We start from the raw sequence: 21,227 nt of genomic DNA on the forward strand, positions 1-21,227 counted from the left end.
GCGTATCTGGAATTGTTTTTCGCTCAGCCTTCTCCTTTGTCCTTGTTGTCGGCGATGGTTGTCGTTGGCGGTCTGCTCAGCGCCTCTTTGTTGGAGGCGGCCGCGCGCTGGCGGAAGCTTTCGGCATTCATCTCCAGGATCGCTGCGTGATGAACCAGCCGGTCGATGGCGGCGACGGTCATCGCCTTGTCCGGGAAGATCTGGTCCCAGCCGCTGAAGGGCTGGTTGGCGGCGATGGCGATGCTGCGGCATTCGTAGCGCCGGGCGATCAGCTCGAAGAGCACGCCTGTCTCGGCCTGATCCTTGTGGGCGTAGGTGATGTCGTCGAGGATGATCAGGTCGAACTTGTCGAGCTTGGCGAGCGCGGCTTCGAGCACCAGATCGCGGCGGGCGGCCTGAAGTCGCTGCACCAGATCGCTGGTCCGGGTATAGAACACGCGGTGTCCCCGCTCGATCAGGGCATGGCCTATCGCGCAGAGAATGTGCGTTTTGCCCGTGCCGGAATTGCCGATGGCGATCAGATTGCCGCCACCCTCCAGCCAGTCGCCGGCCGCCAAGGCCTCGATCCGGGCGCGCGGCAGGGTTGGCAGCGCCTTGAAGTCGAAGGTCGCCAGCGTCTTGCCAGCCGGTAGCTGTGCCTCGTTCATGTGGCGCTGAATGCGGCGCATGTCGCGCTCGGCCAGTTCGTATTCCGCGAGGACGGCCAGAAAGCGGGCAGCGGGCCAGCCTTCGGCATCGGCGCGGGTGGCGATGTCGGCCCAAAGCTTGTGGAAGCTGGGCAGGCGCAGCGCGGTCAGCATGCCTGGCAGCGTGTGGATGTCGATCTCGCGGGAGGTCATGCGCAGGCTCCCAGAAGGGCATCGAAGCTGTCGAGCGAGGGATGGGCGACGGTGACATCTGTCGGCAGCGCCGTTTGCTTCGGGCTCAGGCGGAGCATCAGCAGGTCAGGGTCCGGCACCCGGCCGGCGTCGAGATCGTCCGTCAGGAGATGTGCCAGTTCCGCCTCGCAGGCCCGGTCGTGGGCGATGAACAGCAGGTCGACCATGCGGCGGCAGGCGTCGCGGCGGGGCAGATCACGCTGCAGCACCTTCCAGGCCTCAGCGTATTCGGTTCGCGGGAACAGGCTGTCGCGGTAGATCGAACTCCACAGGGCTTGCGGTTTGCGCCGCAGCGCGTGGATGACGTGATGGTAGTTGATGACATGCACGCGATGGCCGTCGCCGCGACCACGCGCCCTTGTATGGCTGACGACCAGGGTGCTGCCGAGAAAGGCCTCAAGGCGATCGTCGTAAAGGTGGACCCGCAAGCGCTGCCCGATCAGCTGCGACGGGGCGCTGTAGAAGATGCTCTTGACCAGAAAGCCGCTGGTGCGGGTGACCGGAACCACGGTCTCTGTAAAGTCGGTGGTGCGCCGGGACGGCAGGGGCTTCAGATGCGCCTGTTCCGCCTGAACCGCGATCGCCCGCTGCCGGTTGCGCCGTGCCACCAGAATGTCGACGAAGCGCCGGTAGTCCTCGATGCTGGCGAAGTCGCGGCTGCCGCGCAGGATCAGCGCCTGTTCGATGGCCTTCTTCAGGTGCCGGTTCTGGGACTCCACCGCGCCGTTCTCATGAGCTTCCCCGCGGTTGTTGCGACTGGCCTCCATGCCGTAATGGCCGACGAAGGCATTGTAGCGCGTGGTGATATCCTGGCGCTGGTCAGCCGTCAGGTTGCGGAAAGCGGCCGAGAGGCTGTCGGTGCGATGCTCCTGTGGTGCCCCGCCGAGCGACCAGAGCGCCTGCTGCAGGTTCTCGGCCAGGGCCGTGAAGCTCTCCCCGCCCAGGACCACCCCGACATGCTCCCACCGGCTGTAGACCATGACGAAGTGGTAGAGCAGATGCGGGAATAGCTGGCCCGCGATCGTCACCTCCAGCTCCTCGGCATGAGTGAAGTCGGACTGGGCCATGCGGCCCGGCTCCGGCGTCTGGCGGAAGATGATGTCGCGCTCGGGTCCGTTCAGCGCCCGCCACTGCCGCACCCGCCGTTCCAGGGTGCGCCGGATGCGGTCATCGGGGAAGGCCAGCGGGTGCAGGCCCTGAAGGTGGCGCAGCAGGGTGACGGCCTGCAAGGCGCTGTCCCTCTCCAGCAAGGGAAGGATGTCGCCCTCCCAATAACCCTCGAGGGGATCGGCCACCGTGCGCCCGTGAACGATCTTGCGGTTCGAGGGCAGCGTCGGGTTGGCATCGAACCGTCGGGCCGTGCGCTCGCTGAACCCGGCGCGGGCGGCCGACGTGCGCTGACTGTGATATCGGAGGTCGGACATGTATAATCTCAATTGCTGGTCGTTGATGGGTTTGTAGGCCAACCCGGATCCTCCGTTTGACGGCAGAGGAACCCGGCTTACCAACCCGCAGCGACCAGCACCTTCCCCGAAATCACTCAAGCCGGTGGGGCTGCCCTCCAGACGGGCATGCCCGTCTTCCGTTCAGCCCCACCGGCCAAGGTGGTTGCCGGCACCGGCCAAGATGGTTGTCGCGCAACAAAATCGCTCGAAAGCAAGCCCCTTGATGTCGTCGCCGGTCTTGGACAAATCGAAGGTTTGCAACTCCTTTACGATGCGGCGGAAGGTGGTCTCGGAGATTTCGAGGCGATCGGTTTCAGAGAAAAGGTCGTCAGCCTTGTAATAGTCCTTCGTTTCCTGAAACAGCTCATCATGGATAGCGACGGTCTTGGTAGTCTTGAATTTCTCTCGACCATCGATGAAATCAACCGAGAAGGTTCCGTGAAGCCCGGAGCGTTCAATATACATTTTTATGAAGAGAATTTTCGAGATGGTATCAAAGGCTCGGCCCGGTTCCATTTTATGAACATCGCGTAGGATGGAATGGCACTTGAACAATAGGTCCTGAAACTCCTTGCGGTTGAAGGCGCGGAGCTTGTTCTTGATTGCCTCGATGCGCTTTGCATCTCCCCAATCAGTTGCTTTGGGAATCTCGCTGATCTGGACAAAGTCTCCGGGTAGCCCGGGCACAAGTTTGAATGCGGCAGTGAATCTAGTATTATGAGCGACAAAGAACTCGCAGCCCACCGCCCTTGTGTAGCTTTCCCCTTGATAATAATCCCTAATATTGATATCGACAGCCTCTGACTTGCATTCAATTATGAGAACTGGAGTATTGTTGTTGTTCCGTTTCGTCTCGTTTTCCCAAATAACGATATCGGCACGCGGGCTTTTGTGCCCATGCATCGTGCGGCGCTCTTGATCCATTTGGTCGAGCGAGTAACCATAGTTCTTGACGAGGTGGCGAATGTATGTCTGTCGCACAATTTCCTCCGGCTTTGTCGAAACATCACGCCATTCGGAGCGTAAAGGAATCCAGAGCCAATCATCTTCGCGATGGAGACCGTCAACCGACGGCGGAAACGCGCTTACTGGGTTGGCCTTAGGTTTCTTAGTTACCATTAAATGCGATCTCCCATTCGACGCTCATGTTAGCTGATTTGCTCTCACCCGCCCGCACGTCTGGCGTTTCGTGACCGACATCGCATAACCAGCCTTTTCGCAAGTTAGTAACCGCCCGGCATAGTCAACGCCACACCCAATGTGGTTTGCGTTCGTGTACATCAGCGAGTGAACCCCAGCATGGTCCAGGACCCCTATAGGCCGACCACCCGCAACCTCGGCTTCAGCATTTCGCCCACCGCGTTCACCCCTGCCCGCAAGGGAGAGTCAATGAGGTGGGCATAGCGCTGGGTGGTGCCGATCTGGGTATGACCCAGCAGCCGCCCGATCATTTCCAGCGAGGCCCCACCAGAAACCAGCAACGAGGCGAAGGTGTGACGCAGATCGTGGATGCGGACGTCGGGGATCTCGGCCTGCACGCGCATCCGCTCCCAGAAGCGCTTGAGGTCAACCACGGGCTGGCCGGGCACATCGCCGGGGAAGAGGAAGGGACAGCCCTTGGGCACGGCATCGCCGCGCAAGCGGATCAGGGCGACGGCCTCATGCGAGATCGGCACCCGGTGGACGCGCCGCTGCTTGGTGTAGGCGGCTTGCTTGGTCCAGATGGCCAGATCGAGGTTGAACTGGTCGAATGTCGCAGTGCGGGCTTCGCCGCACCGGGCGCCAGTGAGCATGCAGAGGCGGATTATCCCGGCGGCGCGCTGATCGGGATCGGCGCACAGTGCCTCGGCGAGGCGCTTGATTTCATCAAAGGAAAGAAAACGTTCGCGGGCCGTTTCGGGGCGCTTGCGGAAACTGGTCGCCGGATTGTCGGTGCGCATTTTCCACGTGACGGAAAGGCTGAACATCTTGCGTAGAACCTCTCCAACCCGATTTGCGCGCACTGGCGTCGGCTTGAAGGTCTTCGGCGGGGACTTTGGTGCGGGTCGTTTTGATTTGAACGCCCGGGGCACCGCGATCGGCTTGACGGGTTTCTTCCAGACCCGTGGCCGCCCTGCCGCAACCTTGACCAGCAGCCTGTCAACATCCGTCGGCGTGATGTCGGTCACTTTGCGTGATCGCCAATCGGGCAAGACCAACGTTTTGAGCATACTGGCCTGATCCTTGGCACTGGATGCGGACAGTTTCGGCAGATGTTCATCTATGTATCGTTCGACCAGTTCATCAACGGTGGGCGCGTGCCGCGCGTTGGTCCGCACATCCATCGGATCTTCGCCGCGATCGACATCGCGCTTCAGCCGCTTGGCCTCCTCCCGGGCGGCAATCACCGACCAGCTGGGCCATGTCCCGATCGTCATGCGCCGCTGCCGCCCGGCCGCGCAATAGATCAGGACGAACCCCTTGCGGCCCGACAGAAAGACACAAAGGCCGAAGCCCGCGCAGTCCTCGTCAAACACAACATACTTGCGCGTGCCGATTTCGGCAGCCTTTACAATCCGTTCCGTCAAATGCGTGGCCATCCGGGCTCCTCCTTGGTGCCCCGACTGAGCAAAGAGAATCCGCAAAGAGCAACCTGCTCCACGCAAGCTTCCGGCAGAGAGGCGGAAACCGGCAGAAACATACCGGTCATTCATCCGCCCTTTTGACCACAGATATTGCGGTGTTCGCGCGGTGTTTGCGGTTTTGGACCTGAACACCTCTGGTTTCGTCCGGCACGAAGCCGCATTCGACCGCAAAAGACCCGGATCAACCGCAGGTTTGTTTCCGCCGGTTTCCGCCTCTTCGCCGGTCCCTTGCCCGTGCTTGTCTGCCCTGACCGATTTTAGCGCACCGATCGTGGGGCGCCGGTCACGGAGAAAACACATGAAAAAGATTGGCTTAAGCGCCGCCGAGAATACCGCGCCGGAGGTGGACAGCGGCCTGCTGACCGGCTGGCTGAACCGCTCCGACCTTGCTCGGGAACTGACCCTTTCGGTCGACACGCTGCAGCGCTGGGAGACCCGCTGCATGGGCCCGCCTTGCGTCCGGGTGGGGCGCAAGGTGCTCTACCGCATGGAGGCCGTCAGGAAATGGCTGCGCGAGCGGGAGGCCCGCAAGCAGGGTGTCAGCCGCGCTTTCGCTGGTCGGCGTTGAGGGGGCTCCCATGACACAGATCATCCCCATTGGCGCGATCCCGATCACAGCGCTGATCGCCGAGGCCCAGCGCGAGTTGGACATGCGCAGGCAGGTTTACTGGGCCCGTGTTCGGTCGGGCCAGATGCGCCAGGCTGACGCCGACAAGCGCCTCGCGCTGATGGAGGCCATTGTCCGGCGCCTGATTGTGACGGCCGCGCTATGAGCGGGGTGGCTAGCAATTGGGCGATCCTGCAGCGCGGGCTGCATCCCGCAGCCAAGCTTGTGCTTTGGCATCTGTGCAACCGGCACACCCCCGGGTCCGGCTGCTTTCCGTCGCAAGACCAACTGACCGCCGATACCGAAATCTCACGCGCCTCGCTGAACATCCAGTTGCGCAGGTTGGAAGAGGCGGGCCTTATCCGCAGGCAACGGCGGCCAGGGCGCGGACCAACACCGTGGAAATCGACCCGCTACATTCTCGGTTTCGAGGCCGATTTCACCCAAAAGCTATCTCCGGATTCCGGACGGAAAAGCGGGCAAAAGCCTTCTCCGGATTTGGCACAAATGCCCGCAAAGCCATGTCCAGATTTGGAACAGAAACCTGCAAAGCCATGTCCAGATTCTGACCAAAAGCACCCAAAGCCATGTCCAGATTTGGAACAAAGCCATCTCCGGATTCTGGACACTAACTTAGTAAGAAAGAAAGAAACTACTACCGCGCGTAGCACGCACGCGAGCACGCATGACGCATACGCGAGGGAGGCCCCCGAAACCGTCTGCCTCGCAGCCTGTGGCGAGGGCCTATGCGTTGAAGCCCGTGCCGTGATCCAGGCAACCGCGCCGGTCATCGATGGCTGGCTGGCAGCAGGCTACGACCTCGAAGCCGATATCCTGCCGGTGCTGAAAGCGCGAACGTTGCGCAAGCGCGAAGACCCAATCCGGACATGGGCGTATTTCACTCCGGCCGTTGCCAAGCGCCACGCACAGCGGGTGGCGCTGGTGGCGAAGACGAAAAGTGCTCGGGAAACGAAGACTGCGCCCACGCTCAATGCCCAAGAAATTCTGCTGCAAACGGCCGAATGGCTGAACTCGGGCCGCTTTGTCCCGCCCAGCGCCGTGAACAACACAACCCGGGACGCCCTGCTGCGGGCCGGGCTGGTGACCAAGGAAACCCTTCGCTCCCACCAGATTTATTGACCCGATTGGAAACCCCGATGCCCATCACCCCCCGAGAAATCGAAGATCAGTTCGAGGACGCAGCGCTCACCCTGCGCCGCCTGCCCAACTCACCGGGCTCGGGCGCCAAGGGCTATGGCCAGTTCTGGCCGGAATATGTCCACGATGCCAAGCAGGCTTATGGCTACGACGAGGTGCGGATGAGGGTGGTGCCCAGCGCCCGGGATATTCAGCGGATGGAGCATTGCATCGGTTGGCTGGCCTGGCTCGATCCCGAAGATGCGCGGATCGTCTGGCTGCGGGCTGAGGGTGTGCGCTGGCGGCAGGTCTGCATCCGTGCGGGGGTGGTGCGATCGACCGCTTGGCGGCGGTGGGCGGCGTCGCTCCTCACCATAGCCAAGCATCTGAACGCATTGGAGAAATCAGGGCGCAAAGTGAGTGCGCCGAAAAGGGCGGCGGATAAGGACGTGGTCAAACCGGACGAAAGCGGGTCGGGCACGTTGTTATGACGGGCAAACACGTCGAACTTCGGGCGCGACAGATGCAACACTTTCAGGGCATATATTCCCTATGCTCGGAAGACTTGTGCGGATCGGTTGTCCCGCTCCGGATCGCGCCCCGCGCTCCTCTTGATGCCCCCCCGGCCCCCGGTTCCACCCGGGCCTGAGGTGTATGCGGGGGGCAGAGGCGCGGTAAGCCTCTAGCGTCAAACATTTTTTCTGGGTTCGCACCTTTGGGTGCGCGGTTCGCAGGTACGCACCCCGCGTCTGAGTGCGCGCCCGCAAACTGATCGACACCGCGATCGCCCTGCCGACACCGCCATCCCGTTCCCGCCCAGTCACGGAACCGCCCAGCCCAGGCGTTTTCGATCCCGCCCCACCTTATCCGGCCCGGTGTTCATCACCGGGCCTTTTTCCATGTCCGGAGATCGTCCATGAGCCACGCCGCCACCAATTGGGCCATCCAGCAGCGCGGGCTGAAGCCTGCCACCAAGATCGTGTTGTGGTTCCTCTGCGACCGCCACAACCCAGATTTTGGCTGTTTTCCGACCCAAGCGCGGCTGGCCGAGGACGCGGAAATGTCCATCTCCGCCCTGAACGATCACCTCGCCACGCTGGAGGTTCTGGGCCTGATCCACCGTATCCGCGCCCATGATCCGCACAGCCACCGGCGTCTACCGACGCGCTATATCCTCGGGTTCGAGCAAGGATTCCCGCAAAAGCCAACTCCGGAAAGCGGAGATGGGTTTGCTGAAATCATGGAAGAAAATGACACCCCATCTCCGGAAACGACAGATAGAGCCATCTCCGGATTTTCGGGCATTCCATCTCCGGATTTTCCCCAAAGCCATCTCCGGAATCCGGAGTATAACCTTGTAAGGGAACCTTTAACTAAACCTGTAAAGGAGGAGGAGGATGCGCAGGCGCGCGAGATCGATTTTGATCGTTTCTTCGCAGAGCTGCTGACAGCGCTCGGCCTTGATCCGAACGGCACCCTGCCCGCCTGGTGGCAGGGCTGGCCAGCCCGGACCCATGTGCGCCGTTGGCGGGATGAACTCGGCCTGTCCGAAGACCGGATCATCGAGACAGCCACAGAAACCCGTAGGGACCACCCCGTCCCGCCCGACGGACCCAAGGCCCTTGACCGGGCGATGGAACGCGCCGCTAAGCGCGATGCGCAGATCGCGGCAACCTCCGCCAAGCGCCAGCCCAAGCGCACAGAGGGCACCCGGCCCAGCGCCGATGAACTCGCGGCCTTCTACGCGGACATGGTCAACTCCGACCGCTACCTGCCCGCCAACGCGATCAGTAATACAATCCGAGACGCGATGCTGTCACGCGGCCTCGTCACGCCGGAGCGGTTGAGGGCGCGGGGTGTGCATTGAACCGATTCTATACGTCAGGCAGTCTGGCCGGTGCTGCGGACGGACCATCTTGGCACCTTTGGCAAAGGGAAGCGCCACACATTCAGTGCAACATTTCCTCCAGCCCCAACGCAACGAATGCAGCCTTCATCGCCGGATCATACCCCGGATCGATCCGCGCTGGGCCATAGCCATGCGCCCGGTTCCAAGCATCGATCTCTCGCAATTCGGCGGCGAACTCCTCGGGCGAGGCGGCCTCCTTCAAGGTCGTGTCGCCCTCACAATAGTTGAAGATCATCAGCCGGATCGGGTTGGCCCAAGTCCCGAAATACGAGGCATCCTGCGCCGTATCGACCTGCGCCCAGCCGTTCTGGTAGCTGCAGAGCCCGAAGTCATAGAGGTAGCGATCGGCGGGGGCGAATTCGCGGGTGATCTTCATATCGTCACCGCCGATCGCGCCGTTATCGCGATCACGCAGAGGTCGCGATAGCGCGCCATCGCCTTGGGGCTGCTTGAGACCGGATTGATCTCGAACGCTTGCAAACCGGCGATGTCGCCCGCCTCAGCCAGCGCCACGATCTGGGCCAGCTTGGCCCGAAAGCGGGCGTGGGTCGGCTTGGAGAAATCCGGCGCGTCTGGAAGCGCACCAGTCTGCGCCTGATCGAGGATGGCTTGCCGTTTGCCAACAACCGTGGCGGGCGCGACCTTCGGTTCATCGACGGGCGCCGGTATCGTCTCGCCCGCAGGATCGGGGTTGCCATGGTCCAGCACCAAGGTCAGCCGGGCCTCCGCCTGCTCGGCAGTGGCGGCCGTCATGATCGAGGCGAAGGCAAGGGCCGCGCGCTCGGTGCCGATCCTTGCCGCCAGCAAGCGGGCGAAGTTGTCACCTGCCTTCTTGGCGCTGGTGCTTACCGCGACCGGGGTTTCGGAAAGGCGCTGGGCGAACGCGTCGATTTGCGCGGCGGTGAGGGGTTTGGTTTTCATGGTCGGGTTCCTTCAGGCGTTGGTGATGTGGGCCGAATGCCCAAGGGTGGTGACCGCGTAGATCATCGTGCGGCCGTCGCCGATCGCGGTGGCGTAAGCCTGCGCCTCGGGCAGGGTCGCGAATTGCTCGCGGGTGCGTGTGGTGGGCGTCCGGCCGCGGGCGGCGACAAAGTGCGCGGCGTTCTTGAGGCAGAATTCTTCGTGTGTTGTCAGGGGCTTGATGGCGATCTTCATAGCGGACTCCGTTGCGTTGCATTGGGTGCAGACAGCCGCTGAGACCAAAAGAGAGCAACTCCTAAGTCACTGAATAAATGAGGTTTCGGTTGGAATGGGAGTGTCCCGGCGAAGCTATGCCGTGCAGCGCGGGGTCTCGGAAGCGGCGGTGTGCAAGACCATCGCGACCTAGCAAGTCTTCGCTTGGGTCCCGAAATCGAATTTCGCACTTTGTTAACTGGCGACGGAACAGCTGGCCGTGTTGCCCCGCGAACTGTTTTCGACCTGAAACACAGAAAACCCGGCGGCTTTCAGGAAGAGAAACCACGACGCGTCAGCGCCGGAACCGCGCCGAACCTATTACACGGGCACGCTCAGCTACTTTGCACTACGCCCACCCGGCTTCTGAGCTGCGTGGCTGGGGCCGTGCCTGCCTCCGTCTGCTGATTTTCTGCACCCGCCATCTGATGCGGTCGGACGAGCCACGCTACCTGTGCCCCGAAATCGAATACCTGATGCGCCTTGTTGACTGGCCAAGCTCTGACAAGAAGTGAGAGCGGGCTGGTGATGATGTTGACCGCCATTCGCGTCGCCGTAAGGATCGGTGAAAGGTGCGCGAGCCCGCTTTTCGGGGGAATAGGACCACGACCATCGGGTGATATGCGGCCGACCGAGGCCATTTCAAAGGGTCGCCACTGCCAAAGGCCAGATGAGAAATCAAACCCCCGATTGGCGCATATGGCGGGGCGGTGTAGGAATAACGGCTGGGTTTTGTCATCTGGACATGGTTGGACTTCACGCGCGGCAAGCCTACCTACCCGGCATGGATAACAACCCCAAGACTTCCGTTCTTTACAACGCCAACTGCCCGGTCTGCAATTTCGAGATCGGGCATTACGCTCGCTATGCGGGCAAGGCCGGTCTGCCGATACGGTTTGATGATCTGAACACAGACGCACGGTCCCTTTGGGGGTTGGATGCCGACACGGCTGCGCGTCGGCTTTATGTGCTACATGATGGCGTTTTGACATCGGGCATCCCGGCGTTTTTGGTGCTATGGGCGCAGATGCCACGCTACCGTCTGCTGGCACGGATCATAGGCTTGCCGGGGGCCCGGCAGGTCGCGAGTGCGGCCTATGACCATGTACTCGCCCCAATTATCTACCGCTGGCACCTGCGCCGGTTGCGCAAGCAATCCGCCCGCGCCTGACACGGGAGAGCGCATTTGCCCGATGACAATGACAGCAACGGCGTGGCCGTACCCACCGGACGCGCGGCCCGTCTGTGGCACTTTGGCGGCATGGCCACGGGCAGCGCGGGCAGCGTGGCAGCGGGGGGATTGCGGGCGCTGGCGGGAGGAAAGCGGCCCGATCTGGCGCAGCTGCTGCTGACGCCTGCCAACACTCTGCGGCTAACGGGCGGGCTGTCGCATCTGCGCGGGGCAGCGCTGAAGCTGGGGCAGATGCTGTCTATGGATACCGGGATTGTGTTGCCGGGGGAGCTGACCGGCATCCTGCCGCGGATGCGCGATGATGCCCGCCACATGTCGCCGAAACAGCTGCAAACCGTGCTGAACGCGGAATGGGGACCGGGGTGGTACAGCCGTTTTGCCCGTTTTGACGTGCGCCCCTTTGCCGCCGCCTCAATCGGGCAGGTGCACCGGGCGACGCTGCCCGATGGCACCGACCTAGCGATCAAGGTGCAATACCCCGGTGTCCGCGCCAGCATCGACAGCGATGTGGACAACGTCGCCGCCCTCTTGCGCCTGCCGGGCCTGTTGCCGCGCGGGATGGACCTGTCGCCTCTGCTGACCGAGGCCAAGCGCCAGTTGCACGCCGAGGCGGATTATCTGGCCGAAGCGCAGCATCTGGCGCGGTTTGGGGCCCTTTTGGCGGGGTCCGACATATTTGCGCTGCCCACCCTGCATGACGCGCTGTGCACGCCGCAGGTGCTCGCGATGCGCTATATGGAAAGCGCGCCGCTGGACAGTCTGGTGGATGCGCCGCAGGCGTTGCGTGACCGGGTGGCCGCCGCCCTGATTGACCTTGTGCTGCGCGAATTGTTTGTGTTCGGCGCGATGCAGACCGACCCGAACCTTGCCAATTACCGCTTTGACCCCGCCACCAACCGCATCGTCCTGCTGGATTTCGGCGCGGTGCAGCCGATTGCGCCTGCCCTTGCAGCCGACTTTCGCGCCCTTGCCCGCTTGGCCCTGGATGGCGGGGCAGAAGCCACACGCGAAGCCATGTTGCGCATCGGCTATTTCGGCCCGGATACGGCCCCGCACCATCAAGCCTTGATCCAGTCCATGTTCAACGCAGAGATGGGCCCGCTGCAGCAAGACACCCCGTTCGATTTCGGCAGAAGTGACCTTTTGGACCGCCTGCGCGACATGGGCATTGCCATCGGCAATGACCGCGAGCTTGCCCATGTGCCCCCCGCCGCCACGCTGTTTCTGCACCGCAAGATTGGCGGCATGTACCTGATGGCCGCCAAACTGCGCGTGCGGATTGCCCTGCGCCCGATGGTGGAAACCTATTGCCGCGAACAATCCCCGGAATGACACTGATGACAGACTGGCCCCCCACCCGCGCCGCTGGCGATACAATCCTGCAAGGCTTTATCCCCCGCATGGGCCGCCGCTATGCGAATGGCCGCAACACCGACCATGGGCCCGGCGCACACAATGCTGTGTCTGTCCTGTCACCCTATATCCGGCGCAGGCTGGTGCTGGAGGCCGATGCGGTGGCAGCAGCCCTTGCAGCCCACGGCCCCGAGGATGCCGAGAAATTCGTGCAAGAGGTGATCTGGCGCGGCTATTTCAAAGGCTGGCTGGAACGGCGTCCGCAGGTCTGGGCGAGTTATCGCACCGGTCTGGACACCGATCTTACCGCCCTTGGCCTTGACCGCCGCTTGCGCCGCGATGTGGACCGGGCAATGAACGGTCAGACCGGGTTGGAGTGTTTTGATGCTTGGGCCACTGAACTGGTGGATACCGGCTATCTGCACAACCATGCGCGAATGTGGTTCGCCTCGATCTGGATTTTCACCCTTGGCCTGCCATGGCGGCTGGGGGCAGATTTCTTTTACCGGCATCTCTTGGACGGCGATGCCGCGTCGAACACGCTGGGCTGGCGTTGGGTGGCGGGGCTGCACACGCGCGGCAAACCCTATCCGGCGGATGCGCAGAACATCACCACCTTTACCGCTGGGCGGTTCACCCCGCGCCCGTCTGATCTGGCAGAGGTGACGCAAGGCCTTGAGGCGACCGAGCCTGACGGCCTGCCATCCCTGTTGCCCTTGCGTGCCATAACGACCCCACAGCCCGGCAAGCCCACGGCGCTGCTGATCACCGATGAGGATTGCCGGGTCGAGGATTTCGACCTGTCCGCCCTTGATATCCGGACCACGGCCACGCTGACCACCAGCCACTTGCGATCTCCCTTACCCGTGTCGGACCTTGTCCATGCGTTCGAGGCGGGTGCCTTGGCCGATGCCGCCGTGCGGAGCGGCGCAGCCTCCGTCACCCTACACGCAGCCGACCCCGCAGCGCTGGCCAAATGGGCCGCCGCCAGCGGTGCCACGCAAATCGCCACGCCCTACATCACCACCGGCCCCTTGCGGGACTTTATGGATGACGCGGCCCCGTCGATTGAACGCGCAGGCATCACCTTTCGCGAATGGCGGCGTGATTGGGATGCGGCGATCTGGCCACATGCCACGGCGGGGTTCTTCAAGGTCAAACAGAACATTCCGCGCATTCTGGAACAGGCGCTGCCCGCATGACGCCCGTTATCATCATCGGCGCAGGCATGGCGGGGCTGGCTTGTGCACGCAGGCTGGCCGATGCAGGAATGGCCCCTGTGGTGCTGGACAAGGGGCGCGGCATTGGTGGGCGTGTGGCGACGCGGCGGGCAGGGGAATTGCAGTTCGACCACGGCGCGCAATTTGTAAACGCCCATGGCGCGGGCTTTGCCACAGTCCTAGCGGCGCTGCAAACGGCAGGCAGCGTGGCCAAGTGGGGCGATGGCACCGGGCGGCATCACAGCGTTGGCGTGCCGGGCATGTCGGTCATACCCAAGGCGCTTGGGGTTGGCCTGATCATCCGCCTGAATACGCAGGTGGCACGTCTGGAACCACAGGCAGACGGCTGGCGGCTGCATCTGGCTGATACTACCCTGCGCGCCGCGCGCGTTATGATCACTGTGCCCGCCCAGCAAGTATCAGGCTTGCTGGGTGCCGATCATCCGCTGGTGGCGGCCCTTGATGCGGTGCGGATCGCCCCGTGCCTGACGCTGATGGCGGCTGTTATCGCCCCCGCCCCTTTCATCACCCGCAAGGATGCTGACGACCCGCTGTCATGGATTGCGCAAGACAATACCAAGCCGGGCCGCCCGCAAGGACACACGCTTTGGGTGGCACAGGCGGGAGAGGCGTTCAGTCTGGCACATCTGGAGGATGATCCCACCACCCTGACCGCCCGCATGCTGCCCCTGCTATGCGACAGACTGGGCGTATCCCTTGGCCGAGTGACCCACGCCACCACGCACCGCTGGCGCTATGCACGCGTTACCCAGCCACTTGGTCAGCCGTTTTTGCGCAGTGATGGTGGCAGCCTGTACCTTGGCGGCGACTGGTGCCTTGGCCCGCGCGTTGAAGCCGCATGGGACAGCGGCACCGCCATTGCTGCCGATATGCTTGTGCAGGGTTTATGATGTGGCATGACCCCCGCATCGCAAGGCTGATCACACTGATCCGCGCCGCCCTGCGCCCGCCTGCGGGTGTTGCGCGCATTGTCCTTGCGCTGGCCTTTGGTGCGCTGTGCCATGCGCTGTTTGCCGCAGGCGTGCTGGCCATGATCGTGGCGATGTTCTTTGGCCTGAGCGAAAGCCTTGGCAGTGTGCCTTGGCCGATGGCCACGCTGGCCAATGCCGCGCTGATCGTGCAGTTCCCGCTGGCGCATTCGCTGTTCCTGACAGCACGCGGCGGGCGGTTGCTGGCGCGCCTTGTCCCCGGCCCGCATGGCGCCACACTGGCAACCACCACTTATGCCATCATCGCATCCGCCCAATTGCTGGCGCTGTTTGCGCTGTGGACACCATCAGGTATTGTCTGGTGGCGGGCCGAAGGTGCTGCGTTCTGGGCCATGACCGCTGCATACGCCGCCAGTTGGCTGATCCTGCTGAAGGCCAGCTTTGACGCCGGGGCCGAAGTGCAATCGGGCGCGCTTGGCTGGATGTCATTACTCGCCCGCATCCGGCCCGTATTTCCCGATATGCCGACAGAGGGCTTGTTCCGCCTGATCCGCCAGCCGATCTATGTGGCCTTTGCGCTGACACTGTGGACGCCTCCGGTCTGGACGCCAGACCAACTGGCGCTCGCCGTCTGCTTTTCCGCCTATTGCCTGCTGGCCCCCCGCCTGAAGGAACGCCGCTTTGCCGCGCGCTATGGTGCGCGGTTTGATCAGTACCGCGCCACGGTGCCTTACGCCCTGCCCCGCCTGACCAAGACCAAGACCAAGACTAAGGACCAACCCGATGCGCAATGACCTGACGATCTATGACAAGGTGGCAGATCGCTGGTGGTCAGACGATATCCGCTGGGTGCGCACGCTGAAAAACCTGGTACCGGGGCGGCTGAAATGGTTCGATCGCCAGATCGACTGGCAGGGCAAAGCGGTGCTGGACCTTGGCTGTGCCGGAGGGTTCATGTCCGAGGCATTGGCGGCGCGCGGCGCACATGTCACCGGGATCGACCCGGCGGCCGACGCCATCGACGCCGCCCGCGCCCATGCCCGCGCGACAGGTTTGCGCATCGGCTATGACGTCGGCGTGGGCGAGGCTCTGCCCTACGATGACAGCAGTTTTGACGCTGTTGTCTGCGTCGATGTGCTGGAACATGTTGCCGACTTGAACAAGGTCTTGTCCGAAGTGGCCCGCACCCTGCGCCCCGGCGGGGTGTTCCTGTTCGACACCATCAACCGCAACCCGCTGGCCCGGCTTGCCACCATCACACTCGCCGAAGATGTGCTGCGCCTGTTGCCGCGCGGCACGCATGACCCCGCCATGTTCATCAAACCAGGCGAGTTGCGCGCCGCGATGCAGGGTGCCGGGTTGGTGCCGGGCGCTGTGACCGGCCTTGGCCCGCGCGGGATCAACCGCCGGTTCGATCTGACCTTTGGCCCCCTGCCACTGACCGCCATCCTGTATATGGGAACTGCCCGCAAATCCCTGGCTGGGGCTATGTCATGACCGACCTGCCCCGCGAAAACGTGCAATCCTACCCCCGCCCTCCCGCGCTGGAACCCGTGCCGCAGCGGATCATGATCCGGCTGGGTGGGGCGCTGGTCTCGGAAACCGCCCGCGCCTTGCGGGTTTTGGAAACCCACCACGCCCCCAGCTATTACCTGCCGCCCGCGGATATTCACGCCACGTTGCGCCCCGCCATCGGCACCAGCCTGTGCGAATGGAAAGGCGCGGCGCGGTATTATGACGTCATCGCAGGCGGCAAGACCGCCACGCGTGCTGCATGGGCCTATGACAAACCGACCGCACGCTTTGCGGCCCTTGCGGGTTATGTCGCCTTCTATGCCGGGCTGATGGAGGAGGTCTGGGTCGGCGATCTGCGCGTCATTCCGCAACCGGGCAGCTTTTACGGCGGCTGGGTCACACCCAATCTGGACGGCCAGATCAAGGGTGCGCCGGGAACTCAGCATTGGTAGGTTGCAGCACGGGCGGGGTGTTGCCTGCGCCGCTGCATGGGAAAGTTTGGGGAATAAAATGGTTCCGCGCAGTCTGATCGTCCTTTCCCTTGCAGCTGTCTTGCTTGGTCGTGCCATGCCGCCTGCAATGGCTGACGGCGCTGCAGCCGGGCCCACATTCATCGAGGATTTCACCATGCAGCCGGAAACCCGTTGGCGGTTCTTCACCGATCAGGTGATGGGGGGCGTGTCCACTGGCGGTGTCACATTTGCGCAGGAAGACGGCCTGAATTTTGCGCGCATGACCGGCCGGGTCAGCACCGCCAACCGGGGCGGGTTCATCCAGATGCGGCTTGATCTTGTCAGCCCGCCACCTGAAGGCACAACCGGCGTGCGGTTGATGGTGCGCGGCAACGACCAGCGCTATTTCGTACACCTGCGGACTGGGGGCACGCTGTTGCCGTGGCAATACTATCAGGCAGGGTTCGAGGTCACGGAAAGCTGGACCGAAGTACGCCTGCCGCTAAATGCATTCACCACCTCGGGCGCGTTGCTTCGAAGTGTACCCAAGCCGGGAAGCCTGAGTTCTGTTGCCGTCGTGGCTTACGGCCGCGACCATGACGCGCGGATCGACGTACGCGAAGTGGGGTTTTACTGAACCACAAAAGCCACGCACCTTCTTTCCGGCCTAACCTGCCTCGGGTTGAAGGCGACGCACGAGGGTTCCACCCGTCTCGATGATCGTTTTCATCCGTTCTTCCAGCCGGGTCATCTCGGACATCGCGCCTTTCAGGTTTTCGGTATCGTCCCCGACCGTGGCCAGGGACTGGAACAGGCTTTCTGACGTCGCCAACTGGGTCTCTGCGCTTGCGACAACGGCGCGCAACGCTTCCAGCAACTCGCCCGCCTGGGGCATGTCGCCCGCCTTTGCCAATCGTTCATCAAGCGCCTCAACCGAGGCGCGGATGGCCGCGAACCAATCATTTGAAAGGCGCGGCTCGCGCTTGGCCGCCAACATGGCATCACGTTCCAGCCGCCGAACACCCGTTACCACACGGTCGATCTGGCCGCGTAAGTCACCCTGAACGGTGACAATATCGTCGTTCACAGTGACCACACGCTGCAGAACCTGATTAAGCTCTGATATCAAGCGATTGATGCGATCCAGAAAGATGTTGAGATCGCGCGCCAGCACGCCGAATTCGTCTTCTGTCCGAATTTCCGCCCGTTGATCCAGCGCGCCGTAAGCCTTGGAAAGACTGCTGACGACCGCCCGCAGGCGCAAAAGCGGTTCCATCCGGGCGCGCAGGATCAAGAACAACAGAACCGAATGCAGCACGATCTTGCCAACGGCAAGGCCTGCGGCAAGGCGCACTTCGTTAAACCAGATTGCAAAGTCACGTTGCAGATAATTGTGCACTGTGACCGTGCCCAACACATCGCCGACCTTTGCCTCGGTATGGCATTGCAGACAAAAGGTTTCGGCAGTGATCTCGACCGACGCCTCCTTGAAGTCACCTTCAGGCCACGCCTCGGGGATACCCGCAGGCACAAAATCGAAGGCGTTCTCGATGGATCGGATCGTCACGTCCGACGGGACGATCGCCACCGCATACCCAAGGTCAGTCCAGTTCCGCTCCAGGATCGGATAGATGGTGCGCGCAGCGACCGGCCCGCCTTCGTTGCGCATGATCGACCGCACGTTTTCAGCCAGGTCATCGGCAACAACCTGCGCCTCTGACGCCCCATTGACGCTATAGTTGTAATAGACGGTCGCCGCCTTTACGGCAAATTCGAGAATGCTTACGGAAAGCAGAACAAGGAAAAAATCCTTGATCATGTGCACCAGGAAAGATTTGTCAAAGCGTCCGATGGACGGATTATTGGTGTCGAGCATCAAGGCGCACCCTCCCGATTAGAGGAAGGGTAGACCGGAACAGCGCATGGAACAGCGGATTTGCGGTTTGCGGGGAAAATAGCTTTGGCCCGGCCCGGGTTGCCCGCGGATCGCTGTTTCAGGACGCCCTGCAACATTCCCGCTTGGAAGGTGTGGCAGCAGGTCGTGGATGGTGGTGTGACGCTGCTCCGACCACGGCGCCGCCGGTAGCAACGGGCCCCTTTTTTGCTTTTCAATCAGACTGGCTGGGAACAGAGCGGTTCAGCGCTACTTCCATTGTTGGTGGAGTGGCCTGAAGTAGCAAAAGCACGCCATCGTACACTCAAAGCAAGGACCAAAGCCATGATAGACGGCATCAAGACCCTTGTTGTGAGTTCGTTGTAGCGCGTCAACCAGCATGTCCGTGACCGTCAACCACGTTGGCCGGTTTTAGGCCGCTGGGTTGGCGTATCTGGAATTGTTTTTCGCTCAGCCTTCTCCTTTGTCCTTGTTGTCGGCGATGGTTGTCGTTGGCGGTCTGCTCAGCGCCTCTTTGTTGGAGGCGGCCGCGCGCTGGCGGAAGCTTTCGGCATTCATCTCCAGGATCGCTGCGTGATGAACCAGCCGGTCGATGGCGGCGACGGTCATCGCCTTGTCCGGGAAGATCTGGTCCCAGCCGCTGAAGGGCTGGTTGGCGGCGATGGCGATGCTGCGGCATTCGTAGCGCCGGGCGATCAGCTCGAAGAGCACGCCTGTCTCGGCCTGATCCTTGTGGGCGTAGGTGATGTCGTCGAGGATGATCAGGTCGAACTTGTCGAGCTTGGCGAGCGCGGCTTCGAGCACCAGATCGCGGCGGGCGGCCTGAAGTCGCTGCACCAGATCGCTGGTCCGGGTATAGAACACGCGGTGTCCCCGCTCGATCAGGGCATGGCCTATCGCGCAGAGAATGTGCGTTTTGCCCGTGCCGGAATTGCCGATGGCGATCAGATTGCCGCCACCCTCCAGCCAGTCGCCGGCCGCCAAGGCCTCGATCCGGGCGCGCGGCAGGGTTGGCAGCGCCTTGAAGTCGAAGGTCGCCAGCGTCTTGCCAGCCGGTAGCTGTGCCTCGTTCATGTGGCGCTGAATGCGGCGCATGTCGCGCTCGGCCAGTTCGTATTCCGCGAGGACGGCCAGAAAGCGGGCAGCGGGCCAGCCTTCGGCATCGGCGCGGGTGGCGATGTCGGCCCAAAGCTTGTGGAAGCTGGGCAGGCGCAGCGCGGTCAGCATGCCTGGCAGCGTGTGGATGTCGATCTCGCGGGAGGTCATGCGCAGGCTCCCAGAAGGGCATCGAAGCTGTCGAGCGAGGGATGGGCGACGGTGACATCTGTCGGCAGCGCCGTTTGCTTCGGGCTCAGGCGGAGCATCAGCAGGTCAGGGTCCGGCACCCGGCCGGCGTCGAGATCGTCCGTCAGGAGATGTGCCAGTTCCGCCTCGCAGGCCCGGTCGTGGGCGATGAACAGCAGGTCGACCATGCGGCGGCAGGCGTCGCGGCGGGGCAGATCACGCTGCAGCACCTTCCAGGCCTCAGCGTATTCGGTTCGCGGGAACAGGCTGTCGCGGTAGATCGAACTCCACAGGGCTTGCGGTTTGCGCCGCAGCGCGTGGATGACGTGATGGTAGTTGATGACATGCACGCGATGGCCGTCGCCGCGACCACGCGCCCTTGTATGGCTGACGACCAGGGTGCTGCCGAGAAAGGCCTCAAGGCGATCGTCGTAAAGGTGGACCCGCAAGCGCTGCCCGATCAGCTGCGACGGGGCGCTGTAGAAGATGCTCTTGACCAGAAAGCCGCTGGTGCGGGTGACCGGAACCACGGTCTCTGTAAAGTCGGTGGTGCGCCGGGACGGCAGGGGCTTCAGATGCGCCTGTTCCGCCTGAACCGCGATCGCCCGCTGCCGGTTGCGCCGTGCCACCAGAATGTCGACGAAGCGCCGGTAGTCCTCGATGCTGGCGAAGTCGCGGCTGCCGCGCAGGATCAGCGCCTGTTCGATGGCCTTCTTCAGGTGCCGGTTCTGGGATTCCACCGCGCCGTTCTCGTGAGCCTCGCCGCGGTTGTTGCGACTGGCCTCCATGCCGTAATGGCCGACGAAGGCATTGTAGCGCGTGGTGATATCCTGGCGCTGGTCAGCCGTCAGGTTGCGGAAAGCGGCCGAGAGGCTGTCGGTGCGATGCTCCTGTGGTGCCCGCCGAGCGACCAGAGCGCCTGCTGCAGGTTCTCGGCCAGGGCCGTGAAGCTCTCCCCGCCCAGGACCACCCCGACATGCTCCCACCGGCTGTAGACCATGACGAAGTGGTAGAGCAGATGCGGGAATAGCTGGCCCGCGATCGTCACCTCCAGCTCCTCGGCATGGGTGAAGTCCGACTGGGCCATGCGGCCCGGCTCCGGCGTCTGGCGGAAGATGATGTCGCGCTCGGGTCCGTTCAGCGCCCGCCACTGCCGCACCCGCCGTTCCAGGGTGCGCCGGATGCGGTCATCGGGGAAGGCCAGCGGATGCAGGCCCTGAAGGTGGCGCAGCAGGGTGACGGCCTGCAAGGCGCTGTCCCTCTCCAGCAAGGGAAGGATGTCGCCCTCCCAAAAGCCTTCGAGGGGATCGGCCACCGTGCGCCCGTGAACGATCTTGCGGTTCGAGGGCAGCGTCGGGTTGGCATCGAACCGTCGGGCCGTGCGCTCGCTGAACCCGGCGCGGGCGGCCGACGTGCGCTGACTGTGATATCGGAGGTCGGACATGTATAATCTCAATTGCTGGTCGTTGATGGGTTTGTAGGCCAACCCGGATCCTCCGTTTGACGGCAGAGGAACCCGGCTTACCAACCCGCAGCGACCAGCACCTTCCCCGAAATCAATCAGGCCGGTGGGGCTGCCCTCCAGACGGGCATG

At 62.8% G+C, this 21,227-nt stretch carries 22 protein-coding genes and 1 pseudogene; 13 read left to right on the plus strand and 10 right to left on the minus strand.

Features of this window, described 5'->3' with window-relative positions:
• Positions 1–23: 23 nt before the first annotated feature.
• From istB (RNZ50_08180) to RNZ50_08195, 4 genes are all read right to left on the minus strand, one after another.
• Complete coding sequence (gene istB / locus RNZ50_08180) at positions 24–839, minus strand: IS21-like element helper ATPase IstB (GenBank protein MDT8854995.1); 816 nt, start codon at positions 837–839, stop codon at positions 24–26.
• Positions 836–2,314, minus strand: coding sequence for an IS21 family transposase (istA, locus tag RNZ50_08185; GenBank protein ID MDT8854996.1), 1,479 nt, complete (start codon positions 2,312–2,314; stop codon positions 836–838). The genes istB (RNZ50_08180) and istA (RNZ50_08185) overlap by 4 nt, the downstream gene beginning before the upstream one ends.
• 150 nt (positions 2,315–2,464) lie before the next feature.
• Entirely contained in the window at positions 2,465–3,442 is a 978-nt protein-coding gene (locus RNZ50_08190) for a type I restriction enzyme HsdR N-terminal domain-containing protein (protein MDT8854997.1), read from the minus strand.
• Between the two features lie 194 nt (positions 3,443–3,636).
• Positions 3,637–4,902 carry a tyrosine-type recombinase/integrase gene (locus RNZ50_08195; protein MDT8854998.1) on the minus strand — a complete coding sequence of 422 codons (1,266 nt, stop codon included), beginning with the start codon at positions 4,900–4,902 and terminating at the stop codon, positions 3,637–3,639.
• 343 nt (positions 4,903–5,245) lie between these two features.
• Between RNZ50_08195 and RNZ50_08200 the strand changes: the two genes are divergently transcribed.
• The 5 genes from RNZ50_08200 to RNZ50_08220 all read left to right on the plus strand — a co-directional run bounded on the left by RNZ50_08200 (position 5,246) and on the right by RNZ50_08220 (position 8,558).
• A complete protein-coding gene (locus RNZ50_08200) occupies positions 5,246–5,515 on the plus strand; it encodes a transcriptional regulator (GenBank protein ID MDT8854999.1) in 270 nt (89 codons plus the stop codon).
• A gap of 10 nt (positions 5,516–5,525) precedes the next feature.
• Positions 5,526–5,720 (plus strand): hypothetical protein, encoded by a 195-nt coding sequence (locus RNZ50_08205; protein MDT8855000.1) that lies wholly within the window; start codon positions 5,526–5,528, stop codon positions 5,718–5,720.
• A gap of 599 nt (positions 5,721–6,319) precedes the next feature.
• The gene (locus RNZ50_08210) at positions 6,320–6,694 is read left to right on the plus strand and encodes a hypothetical protein (GenBank protein ID MDT8855001.1); all 375 of its coding nucleotides are present in this window, start codon (positions 6,320–6,322) and stop codon (positions 6,692–6,694) included.
• Positions 6,695–6,711: 17 nt separating this feature from the next.
• Positions 6,712–7,182, plus strand: a complete 471-nt coding sequence (locus tag RNZ50_08215; GenBank protein ID MDT8855002.1) for a DUF6362 family protein — start codon at positions 6,712–6,714, stop codon at positions 7,180–7,182.
• Between the two features lie 425 nt (positions 7,183–7,607).
• Positions 7,608–8,558, plus strand: coding sequence for a helix-turn-helix domain-containing protein (locus tag RNZ50_08220; GenBank protein ID MDT8855003.1), 951 nt, complete (start codon positions 7,608–7,610; stop codon positions 8,556–8,558).
• 82 nt (positions 8,559–8,640) lie between these two features.
• On the opposite strand, the gene RNZ50_08225 is transcribed toward RNZ50_08220, so the two are convergent.
• Genes RNZ50_08225 through RNZ50_08235 form a run of 3 tightly spaced genes read right to left on the minus strand, consistent with a single transcriptional unit; the run spans position 8,641 to position 9,755 of the window.
• On the minus strand, positions 8,641–8,976 hold the full coding sequence (locus RNZ50_08225; protein MDT8855004.1) for a hypothetical protein: 336 nt from the start codon (positions 8,974–8,976) through the stop codon (positions 8,641–8,643).
• Positions 8,973–9,521, minus strand: a complete 549-nt coding sequence (locus RNZ50_08230; protein MDT8855005.1) for a hypothetical protein — start codon at positions 9,519–9,521, stop codon at positions 8,973–8,975. Before RNZ50_08230 ends, RNZ50_08225 begins: the two co-directional genes overlap by 4 nt.
• A 12-nt stretch (positions 9,522–9,533) precedes the next feature.
• On the minus strand, positions 9,534–9,755 hold the full coding sequence (locus tag RNZ50_08235) for a hypothetical protein (protein ID MDT8855006.1): 222 nt from the start codon (positions 9,753–9,755) through the stop codon (positions 9,534–9,536).
• 802 nt (positions 9,756–10,557) lie between these two features.
• Between RNZ50_08235 and RNZ50_08240 the strand changes: the two genes are divergently transcribed.
• From RNZ50_08240 to RNZ50_08275, 8 genes are read left to right on the plus strand one after another with little or no spacing between them, the layout of a single operon-like run.
• Positions 10,558–10,944, plus strand: a complete 387-nt coding sequence (locus RNZ50_08240) for a DUF393 domain-containing protein (GenBank protein ID MDT8855007.1) — start codon at positions 10,558–10,560, stop codon at positions 10,942–10,944.
• A 15-nt stretch (positions 10,945–10,959) separates the two neighbouring features.
• The gene (locus RNZ50_08245; GenBank protein ID MDT8855008.1) at positions 10,960–12,297 is read left to right on the plus strand and encodes an AarF/ABC1/UbiB kinase family protein; all 1,338 of its coding nucleotides are present in this window, start codon (positions 10,960–10,962) and stop codon (positions 12,295–12,297) included.
• 5 nt (positions 12,298–12,302) lie between these two features.
• Positions 12,303–13,520, plus strand: coding sequence for an FAD-binding domain-containing protein (locus RNZ50_08250; protein MDT8855009.1), 1,218 nt, complete (start codon positions 12,303–12,305; stop codon positions 13,518–13,520).
• Positions 13,517–14,449: an FAD-dependent oxidoreductase gene (locus RNZ50_08255; GenBank protein MDT8855010.1), complete on the plus strand. Its 933-nt coding sequence runs from the start codon at positions 13,517–13,519 to the stop codon at positions 14,447–14,449. The genes RNZ50_08250 and RNZ50_08255 overlap by 4 nt, the downstream gene beginning before the upstream one ends.
• Entirely contained in the window at positions 14,449–15,282 is an 834-nt protein-coding gene (locus RNZ50_08260; protein ID MDT8855011.1) for an isoprenylcysteine carboxylmethyltransferase family protein, read from the plus strand. The genes RNZ50_08255 and RNZ50_08260 overlap by 1 nt, the downstream gene beginning before the upstream one ends.
• Positions 15,272–15,985: a bifunctional 2-polyprenyl-6-hydroxyphenol methylase/3-demethylubiquinol 3-O-methyltransferase UbiG gene (ubiG, locus tag RNZ50_08265; GenBank protein ID MDT8855012.1), complete on the plus strand. Its 714-nt coding sequence runs from the start codon at positions 15,272–15,274 to the stop codon at positions 15,983–15,985. The genes RNZ50_08260 and ubiG overlap by 11 nt, the downstream gene beginning before the upstream one ends.
• Positions 15,982–16,455 (plus strand): DUF427 domain-containing protein, encoded by a 474-nt coding sequence (locus RNZ50_08270; GenBank protein MDT8855013.1) that lies wholly within the window; start codon positions 15,982–15,984, stop codon positions 16,453–16,455. Before ubiG ends, RNZ50_08270 begins: the two co-directional genes overlap by 4 nt.
• A 58-nt stretch (positions 16,456–16,513) precedes the next feature.
• Complete coding sequence (locus RNZ50_08275; protein MDT8855014.1) at positions 16,514–17,092, plus strand: CIA30 family protein; 579 nt, start codon at positions 16,514–16,516, stop codon at positions 17,090–17,092.
• 30 nt (positions 17,093–17,122) lie between these two features.
• Here RNZ50_08275 and RNZ50_08280 read toward each other — a convergent pair whose 3' ends face one another.
• The 3 genes and pseudogenes from RNZ50_08280 to istA (RNZ50_08290) form a co-directional block, all read right to left on the minus strand.
• Positions 17,123–18,331 (minus strand): HAMP domain-containing protein, encoded by a 1,209-nt coding sequence (locus tag RNZ50_08280; GenBank protein ID MDT8855015.1) that lies wholly within the window; start codon positions 18,329–18,331, stop codon positions 17,123–17,125.
• 468 nt (positions 18,332–18,799) lie between these two features.
• Entirely contained in the window at positions 18,800–19,615 is an 816-nt protein-coding gene (gene istB, locus RNZ50_08285) for an IS21-like element helper ATPase IstB (GenBank protein MDT8855016.1), read from the minus strand.
• A pseudogene (gene istA, locus RNZ50_08290) lies at positions 19,612–21,089 on the minus strand (IS21 family transposase). Before istA (RNZ50_08290) ends, istB (RNZ50_08285) begins: the two are co-directional and overlap by 4 nt.
• Positions 21,090–21,227 lie beyond the last annotated feature (138 nt).

It is taken from the genome of Paracoccaceae bacterium Fryx2, from assembly GCA_032334235.1.
Taxonomy (GTDB): domain Bacteria; phylum Pseudomonadota; class Alphaproteobacteria; order Rhodobacterales; family Rhodobacteraceae; genus JAVSGI01.

Excerpts from the sequence above, each read along its gene's own strand:
- RNZ50_08225 (MDT8855004.1), bottom strand. The coding sequence starts at position 8,976 with ATGAAGATCACCCGCGAATTCGCCCCCGCCGATCGCTACCTCTATGAC.
- RNZ50_08190 (MDT8854997.1), bottom strand. The coding sequence starts at position 3,442 with ATGGTAACTAAGAAACCTAAGGCCAACCCAGTAAGCGCGTTTCCGCCG.
- RNZ50_08260 (MDT8855011.1), top strand. The coding sequence starts at position 14,449 with ATGTGGCATGACCCCCGCATCGCAAGGCTGATCACACTGATCCGCGCC.
- RNZ50_08195 (MDT8854998.1), bottom strand. The coding sequence starts at position 4,902 with ATGGCCACGCATTTGACGGAACGGATTGTAAAGGCTGCCGAAATCGGC.
- RNZ50_08205 (MDT8855000.1), top strand. The coding sequence starts at position 5,526 with ATGACACAGATCATCCCCATTGGCGCGATCCCGATCACAGCGCTGATC.
- RNZ50_08280 (MDT8855015.1), bottom strand. The coding sequence starts at position 18,331 with ATGCTCGACACCAATAATCCGTCCATCGGACGCTTTGACAAATCTTTC.
- RNZ50_08235 (MDT8855006.1), bottom strand. The coding sequence starts at position 9,755 with ATGAAGATCGCCATCAAGCCCCTGACAACACACGAAGAATTCTGCCTC.
- RNZ50_08230 (MDT8855005.1), bottom strand. The coding sequence starts at position 9,521 with ATGAAAACCAAACCCCTCACCGCCGCGCAAATCGACGCGTTCGCCCAG.
- RNZ50_08255 (MDT8855010.1), top strand. The coding sequence starts at position 13,517 with ATGACGCCCGTTATCATCATCGGCGCAGGCATGGCGGGGCTGGCTTGT.
- istB (MDT8854995.1), bottom strand. The coding sequence starts at position 839 with ATGACCTCCCGCGAGATCGACATCCACACGCTGCCAGGCATGCTGACC.
- RNZ50_08250 (MDT8855009.1), top strand. The coding sequence starts at position 12,303 with ATGACAGACTGGCCCCCCACCCGCGCCGCTGGCGATACAATCCTGCAA.
- RNZ50_08275 (MDT8855014.1), top strand. The coding sequence starts at position 16,514 with ATGGTTCCGCGCAGTCTGATCGTCCTTTCCCTTGCAGCTGTCTTGCTT.
- RNZ50_08240 (MDT8855007.1), top strand. The coding sequence starts at position 10,558 with ATGGATAACAACCCCAAGACTTCCGTTCTTTACAACGCCAACTGCCCG.
- istB (MDT8855016.1), bottom strand. The coding sequence starts at position 19,615 with ATGACCTCCCGCGAGATCGACATCCACACGCTGCCAGGCATGCTGACC.
- RNZ50_08200 (MDT8854999.1), top strand. The coding sequence starts at position 5,246 with ATGAAAAAGATTGGCTTAAGCGCCGCCGAGAATACCGCGCCGGAGGTG.
- RNZ50_08220 (MDT8855003.1), top strand. The coding sequence starts at position 7,608 with ATGAGCCACGCCGCCACCAATTGGGCCATCCAGCAGCGCGGGCTGAAG.
- RNZ50_08215 (MDT8855002.1), top strand. The coding sequence starts at position 6,712 with ATGCCCATCACCCCCCGAGAAATCGAAGATCAGTTCGAGGACGCAGCG.
- ubiG (MDT8855012.1), top strand. The coding sequence starts at position 15,272 with ATGCGCAATGACCTGACGATCTATGACAAGGTGGCAGATCGCTGGTGG.
- RNZ50_08270 (MDT8855013.1), top strand. The coding sequence starts at position 15,982 with ATGACCGACCTGCCCCGCGAAAACGTGCAATCCTACCCCCGCCCTCCC.